This is a genomic window from Synechococcus sp. MIT S9220 (assembly GCF_014304815.1).
In the GTDB taxonomy this organism is placed as follows: domain Bacteria; phylum Cyanobacteriota; class Cyanobacteriia; order PCC-6307; family Cyanobiaceae; genus Synechococcus_C.
On sequence record NZ_CP047958.1, the window covers coordinates 1,806,662 to 1,821,508 of the forward strand.

A 14,847-nucleotide genomic window follows, 5' to 3' on the forward strand; every position below is an offset into this window, starting at 1 on the left:
GAAAGACCGGAATTGAACCGTTCCTCTGAACTCACCACCCAATTGGCAGCGGCCTGCCTTGGAGCCGGGGTGATCACCACGGTTGCCGTCGCTCAAGGCCAGAACCCAGTCACAGCTCTCGGAATCACCCTGTTCTCAGCCGTGGCGGCTGTGATGGTTGGCCAGGTTTTCTGAGCGCAAACAGAGCGCTGACAGCGGACGCCTAGGCTGCCGGCGCGATCATCCGAACCCCTGTGCTCGATCAGCGTCTGGTGCGAGAGAACCCTGAGCTGATTGCGACTCAGCTGGGGCGCAGAGGCCTGAATGTAGATCTCAGCCCTCTGCAGCAGATCGCACAGCATCAAAGGGATCTCGAACAAGAGCGCAGCAATCTGCAGGCGGAGGGCAACCGCATCGGCAAGGATGTCGGGCAAAAAATCAAAGCCGGTGCCGATCCCAAGGGGGCCGAAGTCGCCGATCTGCGTCAGCAAGGCAACGCCATCAAGCAGAAGGTGTCCGTTCTCGAGGACGAGGAGAAGCAGCTTGCCTCACGCTTGAAGGAACAGCTGCTCACCTTTCCCAACCTGCCATCGACCGACAGCCCTGATGGCAAGGATGAAAACGACAACATCGAAGTGCGCAGCTGGGGCAACCCACGCCAACAAGAGGGCTTGGAAGAGCATTGGGCCATCGCTGACCGTCTTGGCTTGCTGGACAGCGAGCGATCCGTGCGGATTGCCCAGAGCCGATTTGTGACCCTGTTCGGCCAGGGCGCTCGCCTGGAGCGAGCTCTGATCAACTTCATGCTCGACCTGCATGGCAGCAAGGGCTACCGAGAGGTGCTTCCACCTGTACTGGTGAATAGCGCCAGTCTCACAGGATCAGGGCAGCTGCCGAAGTTTGCCGAGGAGAGCTTCCGATGTGCTGAGGACGATCTCTGGCTAACGCCCACGGCAGAAGTTCCTGTCACCTCTCTGCATCGCGACGAAATCATTCCAGGAGATCAACTGCCTCTGAAGTACGTGGCCTACAGCCCGTGCTTCCGCAGGGAAGCGGGGAGTTACGGCCGAGACACCCGAGGACTGATCCGCTTGCACCAGTTCAACAAAGTGGAGCTGTACTGGTTTGTGCACCCCGACCACTCAGCGGAAGCTCACGCGCAGATCACGGCGGATGCGGAGGCGGTGCTTCAGGCTCTGGAACTGCCTTACCGGGTGCTGGAACTCTGCACAGGTGATCTGGGATTTTCCGCGTCGCGCACCTACGACCTTGAAGTGTGGCTCGCAGGCGCCGGTGCCTACCGGGAGATCTCCAGTTGTAGCGTCTGCGGTGATTTCCAGGCACGGCGTTCCTCGATCCGCACCAAGGAAGGGAAAGTGACCCGTCTGGTGCACACCCTGAATGGCAGTGGTCTGGCGATCGGCCGCACCATGGCAGCTCTGCTTGAAAACGGTCAGCAGCCCGATGGAAGTGTGTTGCTGCCTCAGGCACTCGTGCCTTACTTCGGTGGGGACAGAATCCAGCCAGAATGAGCCGACTGAAACGGGTTCTATGAACGTTCTGGCCTCACTGCTGGCTCTGGGGCTGTTGATCGTCATTCATGAAGCGGGCCATTTCCTGGCTGCCCGACTGCAGGGCATTCGCGTCAACGGCTTTTCCGTGGGATTTGGGCCGGCCTTGCTCAAAACCGAGCAGGGGGGCGTGACCTACGCCCTGCGATTGCTCCCCCTGGGTGGATTCGTTTCATTCCCCGAAGACGATGAAGAGAGCGACATTCCCAAAGATGATCCGGATCTACTGCGTAACCGGCCGATTCCTCAGCAAATCTTGGTGATCAGCGCTGGCGTGCTGGCCAATCTGCTGCTGGCCTGGTTGGTTCTTGTGGGACACACCGCCACCACTGGAGTTCCTGGAGAACCAGGACCAGGCGTAATGGTGATGAGCGTGCAAGGCGGTGAACCGGCAGCTCTCTCTGGACTCAAACCTGGCGACCGCATCCTGTCGATCGACGCCATTGATCTCGGCCGTGGAGAGCCGGCCGTCCAGGCCGCCGTCGACCCGATCCGCAACAGCCCTGGTCAGCCGCTCAAGTTGCAGGTATTGCGTAACGATGTGCTCACGCCGCTCCAGCTGACGCCAGCCGACCAGCAGGGTGTCGGTCGTATCGGCGCCCAGCTTCAGGAAGTCGTCAGCGGCTCCACCCGTCCCGTGCGCTCGCTGCTGGAAGCGATCAGCGTGTCTAGCCAACAGTTCGGCGGGCTCTTCAGCAGAACGGTGTCGGGCTATGCAGGCTTGTTCACCAATTTCGGTGCCACCGCTCAGCAGGTTTCAGGCCCCGTGAAAATTGTGGAAATGGGAGCACAGCTCTCGAGCCAGGGAGGCTCGGGTCTCGCCCTGTTTCTGGCGCTGATCTCGATCAACCTGGCCGTCCTTAACGCCTTGCCCCTGCCGCTGCTCGATGGCGGACAGCTGGTGTTTCTCCTGCTCGAAGGTCTGCGCGGACGCCCACTGCCGGAACGGTTTCAGCTGGCTGTGATGCAGTCCAGCCTGCTGTTGGTGCTCGGCCTCAGTGTGTTGCTGATCGTGCGTGACACGAGCCAGTTACCTGTGGTGCGTCAATTGATTGGCCAATGAAACTGTATGGTTGCTGATTGAACTGCTCCTTTTCACTCGCTGCATGGCCAAGAAGTCGATGATCGCCCGCGATGCGAAGCGCAAGAAGATGGTTGAGCGCTTCTCAGCCAAGCGGACTGCCCTGATGGCCGCCTTCAACGCAGCGCAGGACCCCATGGAGCGCCTTGAGATCCATCGCAAGATCCAGGCACTTCCCCGCAACAGTGCACCCACCCGCATGCGCAACCGCTGCTGGGCCACGGGCAAACCCAGGGGTGTTTATCGCGACTTTGGGCTTTGCCGCAATCAACTGCGCGAGCGTGCCCACAAAGGGGAGCTTCCTGGCGTGGTGAAGTCCAGCTGGTGATTTGTCGAGAGTTTGCTCAAAAGTGATGCAGTTGAGGAGGTGTTTGAACACCTCCTTTTTTGATGGATGTCACAGAGCGATTCGAATTGGATTCAGTGGGATTGACGTTTCAATCCTGTGAAGTGCCAGAATCAACCTTGACAGAAAGACATAAACAACAGTGCAAGGTCAGACACAGTCGATCTCCTTTGACGGTCGGGAGATTCGGTTGACCACGGGGCGGTATGCCCCCCAGGCCGGTGGCTCGGTGATGATCGAATGCGGTGACACTTCGGTGCTCGTCACAGCCACCCAATCCAAAGGGCGCGAAGGCATCGATTTCCTTCCCCTCATCTGCGACTACGAAGAGCGCCTTTACGCAGCAGGGCGCATTCCAGGAAGTTTCATGCGCCGCGAGGGCAGACCTCCCGAGCGCGCCACACTGATCTGCCGTTTGATCGACAGGCCGATGCGGCCTCTCTTCCCCAGCTGGATGAGAGACGACATCCAAATCGTGGCCACCTGCATGTCTCTCGATGAGCGCGTCCCTGCGGATGTGCTGTCGGTGACTGGCGCTTCAATGGCAACACTGTTGGCGGGCATTCCTTTCCAGGGACCGATGGCCGCGGTACGGGTCGGCCTCCTGGGCGACGACTTTGTGCTCAACCCCAGCTTCCGAGAGATCGAACGCGGAGATCTCGATCTGGTCGTGGCAGGCACCCCTGATGGTGTGGTGATGGTGGAGGCCGGGGCGAATCAGCTGCCTGAAGGGGATGTGATTGAAGCGATCGACTTCGGGTACGAAGCGGTCTGTGAGCTGATCAAGGCTCAGGAATCGATCCTTAAAGACGCTGGAATCGAGCAGGTGAAGCCCGAGGCTCCCAGCGAAGACACCACCCTGCCGGTTTATCTGGAGAAGGCTTGCAGTAAGTCGATTGGCGATGTGCTCAGCCAATTTGATCAAAGCAAAGCTGAGCGCGACGAAAAGCTCGATGCCATCCGTGATCAAACAGGGGAAACCATTGATGGCCTGAAGGACTCCGACCCTGTCCGTCAGCTGGTTTCAGGCAACGGCAAAGCACTGCCCACCAGCTTCAAAGCCCTGACCAAGAAGCTGATGCGTCAGCAGATCGTCAAGGACGGCAAGCGTGTTGACGGCAGAAGTCTCGATCAGGTGCGTCCGATCAGCGCGGCCGCCGGCGTGCTGCCTAAGCGAGTGCATGGCTCTGGCCTGTTCCAGCGCGGCCTCACGCAGGTGCTGTCGACCGCAACCCTGGGCACACCCAGCGATGCCCAGGAGATGGACGATCTCAACCCCAACACGGAGAAGACCTACCTCCATCACTACAACTTCCCTCCCTACTCGGTGGGCGAGACCAAACCGATGCGCTCCCCTGGCCGGCGCGAAATCGGCCATGGAGCTCTTGCCGAACGGGCCATCTTGCCCGTGCTGCCAGCGAAGGACACCTTCCCCTATGTGGTGAGGGTGGTGAGTGAGGTGCTGAGTTCCAATGGCTCCACCTCAATGGGTTCGGTGTGCGGGAGCACCCTGGCCCTGATGGACGCCGGAGTGCCCTTGAAAGCACCCGTCAGCGGCGCCGCCATGGGTCTGATCAAAGAGGGCAAAGAGGTTCGAATCCTCACCGATATCCAGGGCATCGAGGACTTCCTCGGCGACATGGACTTCAAGGTGGCCGGCACCGACAAGGGCATCACCGCCCTGCAGATGGACATGAAGATCACCGGTCTGGAGATCAAAACCATTGCCGAGGCCATCAACCAGGCGCGTCCTGCCCGTCTCCACATCCTCGAAAAGATGTTGGAGGCGATTGACACCCCCCGTGATGGCATGTCACCCCATGCCCCTCGCCTGCTCAGCTTCCGCATTGACCCGGAACTGATCGGCACCGTGATTGGTCCTGGTGGCCGCACGATCAAAGGCATCACCGAGCGCACCAACACCAAGATCGATATCGAAGACAGCGGCATTGTCACCATCGCGTCCCATGACGGTGCGGCGGCTGACGAAGCTCAGAAGATCATCGAAGGTCTCACCCGCAAGGTGAATGAGGGCGAGGTGTTCAGCGGTTCGATCACCCGGATCATTCCAATCGGCGCCTTTGTGGAGATCCTTCCTGGCAAGGAGGGCATGATCCACATCTCCCAGCTGTCAGAGGCTCGGGTCGAGAAGGTGGAAGACGTGGTGAAGGTGGGCGACGAGGTCACCGTTCGTGTCCGCGAAATCGACAACCGCGGCCGGATCAACTTGACCCTGCGCGGTGTACCCCAGAACGGCGAAGACACGGAGCCGGAACCTGCTCCAACACCTGTTGCGCCCCTCTCCTGAGGGGTCGCCTCAGACCTGAAAACCAGGATCGATTGTCTGCATGGCCCCTGCCGCTCGCTTTTCAAGCGCGGCATGGGCTTTTCCATGGCTGGCAATCAGACAACCCGCCTGACGCACATCACCGGTGTTGTAAGAGAGCGGTCGACCGTCCGCATGGGTGAAGGCACCACCAGCCGCCAGCAAGACGGCCTCAGGGGCTGCCATATCCCAGTCTTTGGGAGCACTCTTGCCTGAGAGCGAGATGTAGAGATCGGTCTCACCGCGCAGGATGGTGGCCACCTTGCAGCCCACACTGCCGACTGCCTTGGAGCCGGCGAGAGGCAGAGCCGCGATCAGTCGCTCGAGGCGATCATCCCGATGACTGCGACTCGCCACCATGATCAGTTCGCCCTCAGCACTGCGGTCGCTGAAGCGCACGGGGCTGCGCTGACCGGTCCGATCTTCACACCAGCTGCCATCACCCACCAGACCGAACCACAGCTCATCCGCCTCCGGAAGCAACACCACACCCAGCACCGGACGCTGACCCTGCACCAGCGCCAGATGCACCGCATATTCACCAGTGCCTTGCAAAAAATCCTTGGTGCCATCCAGAGGATCGAGAATCCAGAGCCATTCAGCAGGCAATGGCTCGCCCTCCGTGAGTTGCTCCTTGGCCGTCTCCTCGCTGAGCAAGGTCCAACCAGCATCAGGAAACGCTGCATGCAGACCCTCCAGCAACCATTGATTCACGGCCAGATCCGCCGCAGACACAGGTCCCTCACCACCATGGTCAACACTCAGTGCCCGTGAAAAGCCATGGGGAGGCTGCTCACCGCGGGCATAGGCCCGCAGGATGTCTGCAGCTCCCCAGCAGAGAGGGCGCAGTGCCTCTAGGAGGCTGTCCTGACTGATGCCGGCAGGCAGGTTCATCGCAGTCGGCATCATGGAGTGATCTGGGCGGAGCCATTGTGAAGCAGCGCGCCGAACCGGAAGCTGGTGTTCTGTATCTGGTTGGCACACCGATCGGTCATTTGGGTGACCTTTCACCGAGAGCACGGGCACTGCTCATCGCCGTAGACACAATTGCCTGCGAAGACACCCGCCATAGCGGACAACTGCTCACAGCCCTGGGATCGAAAGCGCGCCGCTGCAGCTTTCATCAGCACAACACGCACAGCCGCATTCCCCAGTTGCTGAATGAACTCAGCAGCGGCCACAGCGTTGCCGTGATTAGCGATGCCGGATTACCCGGGATCAGTGACCCTGGAGAAGACCTTGTAGCTGCAGCACGACAAGCCGGCCATGCCGTGATCTGCATTCCCGGCCCCTGCGCTGCCACCACAGCGCTGGTCAGCAGTGGCCTTCCCAGTGGCCGCTTTTGCTTTGAAGGGTTTCTGCCTGCCAAGGGGCGCGAGCGACGCGAACGATTGGCAGCAGTGGTCGCCGAACAACGCACCACCGTGCTTTACGAGGCCCCCCATCGCATGCTGAAACTGCTGGAAGAACTCCAGGAACTCTGTGGTGATCAACGGGCTCTGCAGGTGACCCGTGAACTGACCAAGCGACATGAACAACAGGTGGGACCAACCGTGATCGCGGCCCTGACGCATTTCAAAGAACACCCTCCCCAGGGTGAATTCACCCTGGTGCTGGGTGGGGCTCCGCAACAGGAGCAAGTCGCCATGAATGACGCTCAATGCCGCGAGCAACTGGCAGCACTGATCGAGCAAGGCATGAAGCCCGGTGATGCAGCGAAGGATCTGGCCAAGAGCGCCGGACGATCACGACGCGAGCTCTACGCACTACTGCATGAGGAGCAGAAACAGGCAGACTGAGCAAAGTTTCGCGGAACCCGCGGCATGTTGCTGCGCCTGAGACTGCTGCTGATCACCCTGGGCGGCAGTGTCGCCTTGCTTGTCGTGCTTTGCCTTGGAGCACAGAACCTGAGTGAGCGCTACAGGCTGAAACTGGGCGTTGGCACGACAGCCCCACTCCCTGCAGGGTTCATTGTTGGCGTCAGCACTGTGCTGGGAGTGATCAGCGGTGGCAGCCTCGCAGTGGTGTTAATGCCGAACTCACAACGTTGAATCAGGCGTCGAGTGAATACAGGGCGCCTTCGAGCAGGAGGCGGGTGATCCCCCTGGCTAGCAGGTGGCGAGACGTGCTCTCAAACACCTTCGTATCAGGAACCTTGATCACGCGCTGACTGCGTCCGCACTGACGCTTTGCAGAGCGTGGGCTGGAATACAGGCAGAGGGCCTGGCGGACCAGCTCCTCGGGATTCAGGACACCCAATTCAGGGAACTCACTGAGCGGCCTTGGATCCAGCTCAACGGTCTTGTCCACCAGCATGTACACACTGTCGGGGAGCACGCCGGCGGCAAAAGGTCGACAGCTGACCTGCTCCCTGCTGACTTGCGGCAGATCCACAGGCAGAACGGCGATCTCCTGAAAGGCATCATCCGATGGCCCATCGAAGGCCTCGTCATCCCCGACATCATCAGCATCGTCGCCTCCAAAATCGTCGGCATCATCAAGGGCGAGCGGCGCACTGCCATCGCCGTCTTCTGCCTCCAACTGCTCAGGCTCAACAAGCCGTTCAGAGGGTTGCTTACCAGGACCATTTGCAGCTTCAGGCAGCTCAGGCGCAGCCAGGGGATCAGCCTCGGGTGTGGTTGTGGCAGCGCGAGCGCGCACTGACTTGAGTTCGTCGTATTGCTCTGGAGTCAGCAGAGCGCGAACCGTGCGGCTGACCGTGTTGGGACTGCATCCGTAAAACGCAGCGAGGGCAGCGCTGGACTCGCCGGCGCGATAACGGACTAAAAGCTCATGCTTTTGACTGTCAGTAAGCCGGCTGGGTGCCATGGAGCAATTTGAGCAGCCTTCAACCTTAGATGCAGCTCTTTGGTTTGACTGCAAGAATGCCCAGAAGGCTCCCTTAGCTCAGCTGGATAGAGCAACTGCCTTCTAAGCAGTCGGTCGATGGTTCGAATCCATCAGGGGGCGTGAGTTACAGCAAGGGTTCTCAGCGACGCCGGGAGCCCTTTTTGATTGGTTGACACTTTTCGTGGCCCAAAGTGTGGCCCAAACCGCCTTATCGTCGAGAAGAACAGGCTGGTTGGTCCAGCGGATTTCCAGGGTTGATGGGCAATGCCAAAAGCCACCGCAGCAGAAACCGCCGCTCGCGTCGAGCAACTCCAGCTGATGATCCTGGAGGGGACGACAACAACCGAGTGTTTGGCATATGCCGGACAAACATGGGGGGTCCGTCGCTCTCTGAGTTACGAGCTACTCAAGCGGGCCTGGCAGCAGATCAAGCTCGACATCGATAAGACCGGAATTGATCGACAGGAGCTTCTGTCGTGGTCTATCCAGATGCTGATGGCAGCCACTGGTCAGGCGATTAAGCAGAAGAATCCTGGAGCGGTTGTGAGTTGCGTACGTCAGCTGGATTGGATGACTGGGTTGGGGGTCAACTCAACAGCCGGACACCGCTTCCAGCGGAGTCGGTCTTGACGCAGCGTTTTAAAAAACCACACACCTGCTCTTGAATCACAGCATTCATCGCTGTACGGTCACACACCCCCTCGTAGGTCGCATGAAGCCAGAAGCGATTACTGAGCCACGGTTCCCGCAAAACCCCGAGTCACAGGTGCTCCGGAAGACGTACAACGACCTGCGGAAGACAGCAATCAGCATTAACCGCAGTCGTGGTCAGATCAGGGCAGATCGAGACAGGCAGCTCGCGATCGTCGTCGAACAGCAGGAGAGGCTCAGAGCTTTTGCTGAGCAGTCAGGCCTTTTGTTTCAACAGAAAGCTGAGCTGAACAAAATCCTGAAGCAATATGCCGAGTCACTCGAGGTTGTTGAGCGTGCTGGCGACGATCTCGAACTTGCCATGGAGGATTTCAAGGGCGGTCTCGCAAGCTGGCAGAAGCTGTTTGCAGCTTTCAGCCGGTTCATGTCATTCCTTCGGAATTCCCGCCAAGGTGCGCGTACCGCTCCCAAGGTGATTACCGATGGGTCTGGCCAGTGATCTCAAGGCAGCAGTAGCGGCGGTCAACGAGACCGATCGAAAGCTCGCACGCCTCGTTGGTCAACACATCGAAGACACTGCAGCAGGCCTGCAGGAGCTTCGTAGTGCCATCGAAGCGAAACAACTCGCGCCTGCACACTTCCGGTCGCTGCCACCGGCATCAGCACAGGAGCTTCAAAGCCTCAAGATTCCTGAGCTGAGAGCAATTGCCACCCGCATGAATCTGCCAGGCCGGAGCAAAGCCAAACGCAAGGCAGACATCGTCGATTTCCTTGTGCGCAATAATGCGCCGATGGCACCTTCTTATGAGCAGCTGCTGGCTTTTTGGGTTGAGCATCAATAAAAACAATCTTTCGTAGCTGTTTTTCAGGTCCGCAGGCGAATGATCCGGCATAACGCCATCTAAGCCCTGGAAACGATGCAGGGGCCAGGAATGAACCCAAAGAGATTCGCATCGTTGTCGAAATCCGCATCTCCAGAGCTAATTTCAAATTCTTATCCCACAAACGGTTTTGCTGCCGTCGTGAGTTGGATTCGCTGCTAGGGCTCGGGGTTAACAGCAGCAACTATGGTCGATTCGGCAGGCTACGCTGAATTTCCGTACTGTGATTGTTTAAAAACCTTGGTATTGTTAGAGATGGTTTTATTGACGAAAATCAGTTGACACATAAAACTGCAATTTTTTATCTTCTAATAACAATATTAGCAACAGTTCCTGCGGTCCAAGCTCATGGTGGAGGCTTAAATTCCCAGGGATGCCATACAAACAAATCGAATGGTAACTATCACTGTCACCGTGGTGACGACAACTCTTCAAGTCAAACAGCTAGGTTCGTGAAAGAACCAGTCAGGTTGGTTTCTGTAGGAGATGGCGACACCATACGCGTCATAGACAAGGTGGGGAAGAAAATCACAATTAGGTTGGCTTGTATTGATGCGCCAGAAACTTCTCAACGCAGAAGTGGCGATTGGTCAACAAAAACTCTTCAGGAGCTGATAAGCAATCAAAAACTCTTTATAAAAACGCAGGCAAAGGATAGATATGGCCGCACAGTAGCGGAAGTCTACGTAAATTCAAAGAATATCAATCTTCAACTTGTACGCATTGGAGCTGCTTATGCCTACCGAAAATATTTAAATCAGTGTGATCAATCCGCGTATATTTATGCAGAAGACAAAGCGCGTCAATTAAATCTGGGCATTTGGGGGATTTATATGCCTAATGAAAAGCCGTGGGAGCACCGTCAATTAAGACGAAAATAAATCAAACCAAATTTCTGGTTGGGATAGCAGTGGCTTGGGATCGCCTTAGGAGCATTTTGGAATAAAGGGCGTTTTTGATCTCCTTAAAAATCTAATTTCTATCCTTCTCCTCGCTTTATCGTCTTTGTTTTTTGCCGGTGAAAAGCGTCCATCTATATTAATAGTACTACCTGCCGAGAGAACTCTAAAACCTATATTATTAACCCCTCGTTTTGTCAATATGTTACTTATTTTGTCTTGTACAGCCATCGCTCTCAAAAACCCTAAATCAATATTGCTCCCTGGTATTACTTTGCTCATATCCTTAGCTTCAAATCCTTTCACAAGTGCCATATCTATATTTCCACCAGGCGTGCTAGGCCTACCGTCCGTATGTCCGACAATTTCAATAGTATCTATTCCGTAGCATTTAATTGTACTTTCTATATTTGGGATTGCCTTTGCTTTAAGAGTGTCCTCGAAGTTTTGACTCAGAATAAAACTACCAGTCCTGAATCTATAGTCTTCCGTATCTTCTAGACTTATTATTGGCGGCTTGGCATTCATTGCTCTCAAGATTGTGCTTACGGCTATGAAGAGAAAGGTAATCATCAATGTACTCGAAAGCATGTCTGTCATTGGCATCCAGGTGACATGATCCTTCTGCGAACTAATTTTAAATCTCTTTTTCATTCTCTAGTTTCAATATCTCGAAGTCTTTGGTCTAATTCCTCCATCTGCGATAGACCTCGCTTGATTTCAATCGCATCTTGCTCTTGCCTCTTAAGCGTCTCTATAAATTCTTCTGATTGGGACGAGAGGTCTTTGATTTCTTTTTTATAGGCATCTATGGTCGACTCACTAGACTGAATAATTTTATCGGTGATGATTGAGTATTTGATGACTAGTTGCGTGAGATTTTCATTGAGTTGAGAAAGCTTACTGTCTGTTTTTGCTCGCATGCTAAGCCATGTCATTCCTCTTTTCTGTATTCCTTCTACTGCTTCTACTGCTGAGCTTAAATGTTGAGTCGATGAATTAACTGTGAACCTCATCAGGTCAGAATGTTCGCCAAGAGCTTTATATGATTCATCTAAATTCTCAAGAGATTTTTCTTGCATTGAATTCGAGGATTCAATGTATGAAGACAAAGTATTTATTTCTTGCTTAAGTTCCTTCGCTGAATCAAGTAAATACCCAGAAGCCTGTCCAAGCAAGCGTGTGTGATCTATAAACATCTCACAGCTATTCGAGAATTCCGTTGCGAATCCACTGGCCGACAGTGCGTCGGACGCACCAGCAAAGAGCTTGCCAGCTGCTTCCAACTTGGTTGCCCCATCTGTTATCGCCATTACAAAACGAGCCGTTTCATCGACTTGATCGGAAAGCTTGCATACAAGTTTTTCAATGGACCTGTTGATCGAAAATTCAATACTCTTTCCTACATGATCCGAAAATGCACTTAAGTATTCCGTTAAGTATGTCTCCATTCTTTCCATCGATTCACCAACTAACGAGTAGCAGCGACAATTGGACTGGACTACTTGCTCAAGATATCCAGTTAAAAGTTGTTCAAGCACGACCTTTGTTCTTGATATCCCCAGCAATATGCCCAAAATCCATACACAACTACTCAAAAATATTCCCAAGAGACTTGTCGCAAAGGCTGCTCCCATTGCTGGAAATAATTCTGAAAAGCCTTCAATCAGTCCTTTTTGATTCGATATTCCTTCGCCTGTCAACAATAAATCCGACAAGCCGCTCATATTAGCTATTAGTCCCCAGAATGTTCCAATTAATCCTAGGGTTATTAAAAAGCCTGGGCCTCCTTGAAGAAGCTCATCCATTTGCTCAAAGGTCCATTTAACCTTTCCTAATCTAATTACAGGAAATCGTGCGATTTCACTTTGTACAATTGCTTCTGAATCTACACTTTCTATTCTTTCAGCTGCGTTAGCATATCTCGTTCGACAATCTGAAGCTAGCCTCTCCATTCCATTCTGACTATTTATGCAATCAATTGAGGTTCTAAGGCTTTCTTCTAATTTTCGTCTTAGAGTTTTGGTCTTAGATGTTGCATAAATTCCAGAAAGAATAATCGCAGCAAAAACTGTTGCCTGTAATCCAATTATTACGAGGCCTATTTCTGAAATATTGGAGTATAGATTTTCCATTTACTCATCATAAAAATCTGCTTTAGTCCGTAGTTTCTCCTCAAGCGGTGGAAAGTAGGTCTCGCCTGTTTTGCTTACGTGAGCTATATATAGTTCTAATAATCGTATTCTAAATTCATCGTCGGCTTCGTTTTTGACTTTTGTGTTCGGCGCGTTTGCTCTAAACCACCGTAACGGATTACCGATTTCGTCGACTACAGGTGGGACAACCTCTATCCCATCATCAGCAGTTTCTTCAACGCCATATTCAGTAGCGCTTTCGGGCATGGGCTGAAGCTTCTTTATCTCATCTGCACTCAAGCACTTGCTTTTTCTTGCCGATTCAATAAGTCCTCGATATAAGACTCCATCATTTAGTAAGCCCCAGTCTTGCTGTTCGTATAAATCTATTGGTGCTTCAAATAATTCCTTATCGGCTAAATTTTCGAATAAATCTTTAACTTTTTTTTGAATCTCGACAGTCCGTTCGCCAAGTGGACGCCATGCTTGTTGATTTGTCATTGCTGTTCTCCCGTAGATCTAGTCTCTTGAGCACGCCTTTCTCTCTGTTGCTTAAGTGCTAATGGTAAATTTTCTTGGTACGACTGCAAGAGTTCCATCCTGTATCTCAGCAGCCTTGTGTTGTAAGACATTTTCATTTCCTTGGTTAGAGATAAGCCCCATAGGAATAAGGTTGCAAAAAAGCTTAGAATTACGCTTATAGCCATCCAAAATAGTGAAGTTCCTATTTCGGATATTCGACTTGGATCGTTTAGTTTTTCCCAGAATTGAAGTGTAGCTTGGCTGACAACATCTTGGCCTGATCTGATTTCAACAGTGTCATCATCATTTAATTTGAATTTATCTTTGAACACTTTGGGGAATTCTTCTTGAAGCATGTTGACTGCTGGTAATGTCCCTATTTTTGAATTTGTGGTCGCGATTATTTCTTGAAGTTTGTCAGCTTGCTTTAGGTCTATCGCTAGCTGGGCATCTGCTCTGTTGCAAACTCCCGGAATCCCTGATACACCTCCATACTTCTCAAGTATTTGATTGTTTGTTAAGCCTATAAGCGACGTTTTCTGGGCATAAGTCCCATAAGCTTGCACATACAAGGTTTCATATGTTTGTGGTTGCAGCTCTTTACTTGTGGTCCTGATCTTGTTTTGAAGTGGCTCACATGAGTTTTGCAGGTTAATTAGTTTTGGATTTGAGAGTGTTTGAAGCTCACTCAATTTATCCTGCCTCTTTTGTATTTGCTCTTGCAGGGTCTGGGCTGCGAACTCCTTTGCTATTCCCTCTTTGTTGACAAGAATATCGAAACCAATTCCCGACGCGGCTGTCTTGGCCACAGAAAGAAAAATAAATCCGGCAAGGCCACAATTGGCTATGAACGATTTCCCTTTAGCCCTGTTAGCTCCTGTTTTTCCGCATCCATTCGAAAAAACCATAAGCCCTAAAGATGCGCCTATGGCTGCTGGCATTGCGACAGGGCCAAGAATATTTATTAGTGCGAACTGGACGAAGGGAACTGTGCTGACAGCATCCCATAATGTACTTCCTGCCATTGTATTGGCAGCTCTATTGCAGCTGTCATCAAAACTTTTTGTTCCGTAGCAGTCTCCACGCATACTGCGAGCTGTAGGCCAGAAAAAATCTCTTATTTTTGCTCTTTTGCTTTCAAAACGTCTATTTACTACGTCCTCTTTAAGTGGGGCTATATTTAATTCGTTAGTGCTGGTGGTATAAAGAGCTTGGGTGTCATTTGCCGCTTTTACTAGGTACGACAGGTCGGGTTGTCCTTCTATCCATCGGGTTAATTGGATTGGAAATACCCTTACGGTTTCCTCGTAATGACGTGGTGATTGTCCCAATTATTTTCTCCTCCTGTAGAGAATATTTGTCTGTTTTTTATATGTCTGATCGTTTTCGGGTCCCTTTGTCAAGTGCAGAACTTGGCTATGCGGTATCGGTATCATCACGTTTTCGTCCTCAACCAGACGACTGCCTACAGCAGAACCGATAGCAATACGACTACGACCTTTCATTGGCTGCTTGTGTCTGCAGACACACTCGTTGAAACGGTAGTGAAGGCGCATCCCCCAAACGAGTGAAAACGGGCTGGAGACAATGCCCCAGGCCCGTGCGT

The 14,847-nt window shown here is 53.1% G+C and carries 17 protein-coding genes and 1 tRNA gene; 12 read left to right on the plus strand and 6 right to left on the minus strand.

What is annotated here, in order from left to right:
• Positions 1 to 12: 12 nt before the first annotated feature.
• The 5 genes from SynMITS9220_RS10055 to SynMITS9220_RS10075 all read left to right on the plus strand — a co-directional run bounded on the left by SynMITS9220_RS10055 (position 13) and on the right by SynMITS9220_RS10075 (position 5,285).
• Entirely contained in the window at positions 13 to 174 is a 162-nt protein-coding gene (locus SynMITS9220_RS10055; RefSeq protein ID WP_170951744.1) for a hypothetical protein, read from the plus strand.
• Positions 175 to 233: 59 nt separating this feature from the next.
• Positions 234 to 1,511 (plus strand): serine--tRNA ligase, encoded by a 1,278-nt coding sequence (serS, locus tag SynMITS9220_RS10060; RefSeq protein WP_186989015.1) that lies wholly within the window; start codon positions 234 to 236, stop codon positions 1,509 to 1,511.
• 19 nt (positions 1,512 to 1,530) lie between these two features.
• On the plus strand, positions 1,531 to 2,613 hold the full coding sequence (locus tag SynMITS9220_RS10065; protein WP_186989018.1) for an RIP metalloprotease: 1,083 nt from the start codon (positions 1,531 to 1,533) through the stop codon (positions 2,611 to 2,613).
• Between the two features lie 43 nt (positions 2,614 to 2,656).
• A complete protein-coding gene (gene rpsN, locus SynMITS9220_RS10070) occupies positions 2,657 to 2,959 on the plus strand; it encodes a 30S ribosomal protein S14 (RefSeq protein WP_115125189.1) in 303 nt (100 codons plus the stop codon).
• Positions 2,960 to 3,119: 160 nt separating this feature from the next.
• Positions 3,120 to 5,285: a polyribonucleotide nucleotidyltransferase gene (locus SynMITS9220_RS10075; RefSeq protein ID WP_186989020.1), complete on the plus strand. Its 2,166-nt coding sequence runs from the start codon at positions 3,120 to 3,122 to the stop codon at positions 5,283 to 5,285.
• A 9-nt stretch (positions 5,286 to 5,294) separates the two neighbouring features.
• Here SynMITS9220_RS10075 and SynMITS9220_RS10080 read toward each other — a convergent pair whose 3' ends face one another.
• Positions 5,295 to 6,212, minus strand: coding sequence for a 3'(2'),5'-bisphosphate nucleotidase CysQ (locus tag SynMITS9220_RS10080; RefSeq protein ID WP_186989022.1), 918 nt, complete (start codon positions 6,210 to 6,212; stop codon positions 5,295 to 5,297).
• A 23-nt stretch (positions 6,213 to 6,235) separates the two neighbouring features.
• Here SynMITS9220_RS10080 and rsmI point away from each other — a divergent pair, with 23 nt between their 5' ends.
• A complete protein-coding gene (rsmI, locus tag SynMITS9220_RS10085) occupies positions 6,236 to 7,102 on the plus strand; it encodes a 16S rRNA (cytidine(1402)-2'-O)-methyltransferase (RefSeq protein WP_186989024.1) in 867 nt (288 codons plus the stop codon).
• A gap of 24 nt (positions 7,103 to 7,126) precedes the next feature.
• A complete protein-coding gene (locus SynMITS9220_RS10090; RefSeq protein ID WP_115125505.1) occupies positions 7,127 to 7,354 on the plus strand; it encodes a hypothetical protein in 228 nt (75 codons plus the stop codon).
• A gap of 1 nt (position 7,355) precedes the next feature.
• Here SynMITS9220_RS10090 and SynMITS9220_RS10095 read toward each other — a convergent pair whose 3' ends face one another.
• Positions 7,356 to 8,132 (minus strand): helix-turn-helix domain-containing protein, encoded by a 777-nt coding sequence (locus tag SynMITS9220_RS10095; protein ID WP_186989026.1) that lies wholly within the window; start codon positions 8,130 to 8,132, stop codon positions 7,356 to 7,358.
• Positions 8,133 to 8,199: 67 nt separating this feature from the next.
• Here SynMITS9220_RS10095 and SynMITS9220_RS10100 point away from each other — a divergent pair.
• The 5 genes from SynMITS9220_RS10100 to SynMITS9220_RS10120 all read left to right on the plus strand — a co-directional run bounded on the left by SynMITS9220_RS10100 (position 8,200) and on the right by SynMITS9220_RS10120 (position 10,566).
• Positions 8,200 to 8,273, plus strand: a tRNA-Arg gene (locus tag SynMITS9220_RS10100).
• A 144-nt stretch (positions 8,274 to 8,417) separates the two neighbouring features.
• Positions 8,418 to 8,783, plus strand: coding sequence for a hypothetical protein (locus tag SynMITS9220_RS10105; RefSeq protein WP_186989028.1), 366 nt, complete (start codon positions 8,418 to 8,420; stop codon positions 8,781 to 8,783).
• A gap of 136 nt (positions 8,784 to 8,919) precedes the next feature.
• The gene (locus tag SynMITS9220_RS10110) at positions 8,920 to 9,303 is read left to right on the plus strand and encodes a hypothetical protein (protein WP_186989030.1); all 384 of its coding nucleotides are present in this window, start codon (positions 8,920 to 8,922) and stop codon (positions 9,301 to 9,303) included.
• Complete coding sequence (locus tag SynMITS9220_RS10115) at positions 9,287 to 9,646, plus strand: Rho termination factor N-terminal domain-containing protein (RefSeq protein ID WP_186989032.1); 360 nt, start codon at positions 9,287 to 9,289, stop codon at positions 9,644 to 9,646. The genes SynMITS9220_RS10110 and SynMITS9220_RS10115 overlap by 17 nt, the downstream gene beginning before the upstream one ends.
• A 266-nt stretch (positions 9,647 to 9,912) precedes the next feature.
• Entirely contained in the window at positions 9,913 to 10,566 is a 654-nt protein-coding gene (locus SynMITS9220_RS10120) for a thermonuclease family protein (protein WP_255483049.1), read from the plus strand.
• 45 nt (positions 10,567 to 10,611) lie between these two features.
• Here SynMITS9220_RS10120 and SynMITS9220_RS10125 read toward each other — a convergent pair whose 3' ends face one another.
• The 4 genes from SynMITS9220_RS10125 to SynMITS9220_RS10140 all read right to left on the minus strand — a co-directional run bounded on the left by SynMITS9220_RS10125 (position 10,612) and on the right by SynMITS9220_RS10140 (position 14,572).
• A complete protein-coding gene (locus SynMITS9220_RS10125) occupies positions 10,612 to 11,157 on the minus strand; it encodes a hypothetical protein (RefSeq protein ID WP_186989034.1) in 546 nt (181 codons plus the stop codon).
• A gap of 77 nt (positions 11,158 to 11,234) precedes the next feature.
• Complete coding sequence (locus tag SynMITS9220_RS10130; protein WP_186989036.1) at positions 11,235 to 12,719, minus strand: hypothetical protein; 1,485 nt, start codon at positions 12,717 to 12,719, stop codon at positions 11,235 to 11,237.
• A complete protein-coding gene (locus SynMITS9220_RS10135) occupies positions 12,720 to 13,220 on the minus strand; it encodes a hypothetical protein (RefSeq protein WP_186989038.1) in 501 nt (166 codons plus the stop codon). It abuts the gene before it with no gap.
• Entirely contained in the window at positions 13,217 to 14,572 is a 1,356-nt protein-coding gene (locus tag SynMITS9220_RS10140) for a hypothetical protein (RefSeq protein WP_186989040.1), read from the minus strand. Before SynMITS9220_RS10140 ends, SynMITS9220_RS10135 begins: the two co-directional genes overlap by 4 nt.
• Positions 14,573 to 14,847 lie beyond the last annotated feature (275 nt).

What these genes read in the sequence shown, in the direction of transcription:
- SynMITS9220_RS10095 (WP_186989026.1), bottom strand. Translation starts at nt 8,132, where the DNA reads ATGGCACCCAGCCGGCTTACTGACAGTCAAAAGCATGAGCTTTTAGTC.
- SynMITS9220_RS10105 (WP_186989028.1), top strand. Translation starts at nt 8,418, where the DNA reads ATGCCAAAAGCCACCGCAGCAGAAACCGCCGCTCGCGTCGAGCAACTC.
- SynMITS9220_RS10065 (WP_186989018.1), top strand. Translation starts at nt 1,531, where the DNA reads ATGAACGTTCTGGCCTCACTGCTGGCTCTGGGGCTGTTGATCGTCATT.
- SynMITS9220_RS10080 (WP_186989022.1), bottom strand. Translation starts at nt 6,212, where the DNA reads ATGATGCCGACTGCGATGAACCTGCCTGCCGGCATCAGTCAGGACAGC.
- SynMITS9220_RS10135 (WP_186989038.1), bottom strand. Translation starts at nt 13,220, where the DNA reads ATGACAAATCAACAAGCATGGCGTCCACTTGGCGAACGGACTGTCGAG.
- rpsN (WP_115125189.1), top strand. Translation starts at nt 2,657, where the DNA reads ATGGCCAAGAAGTCGATGATCGCCCGCGATGCGAAGCGCAAGAAGATG.
- SynMITS9220_RS10115 (WP_186989032.1), top strand. Translation starts at nt 9,287, where the DNA reads ATGGGTCTGGCCAGTGATCTCAAGGCAGCAGTAGCGGCGGTCAACGAG.
- SynMITS9220_RS10130 (WP_186989036.1), bottom strand. Translation starts at nt 12,719, where the DNA reads ATGGAAAATCTATACTCCAATATTTCAGAAATAGGCCTCGTAATAATT.
- SynMITS9220_RS10125 (WP_186989034.1), bottom strand. Translation starts at nt 11,157, where the DNA reads ATGATTACCTTTCTCTTCATAGCCGTAAGCACAATCTTGAGAGCAATG.
- SynMITS9220_RS10090 (WP_115125505.1), top strand. Translation starts at nt 7,127, where the DNA reads ATGTTGCTGCGCCTGAGACTGCTGCTGATCACCCTGGGCGGCAGTGTC.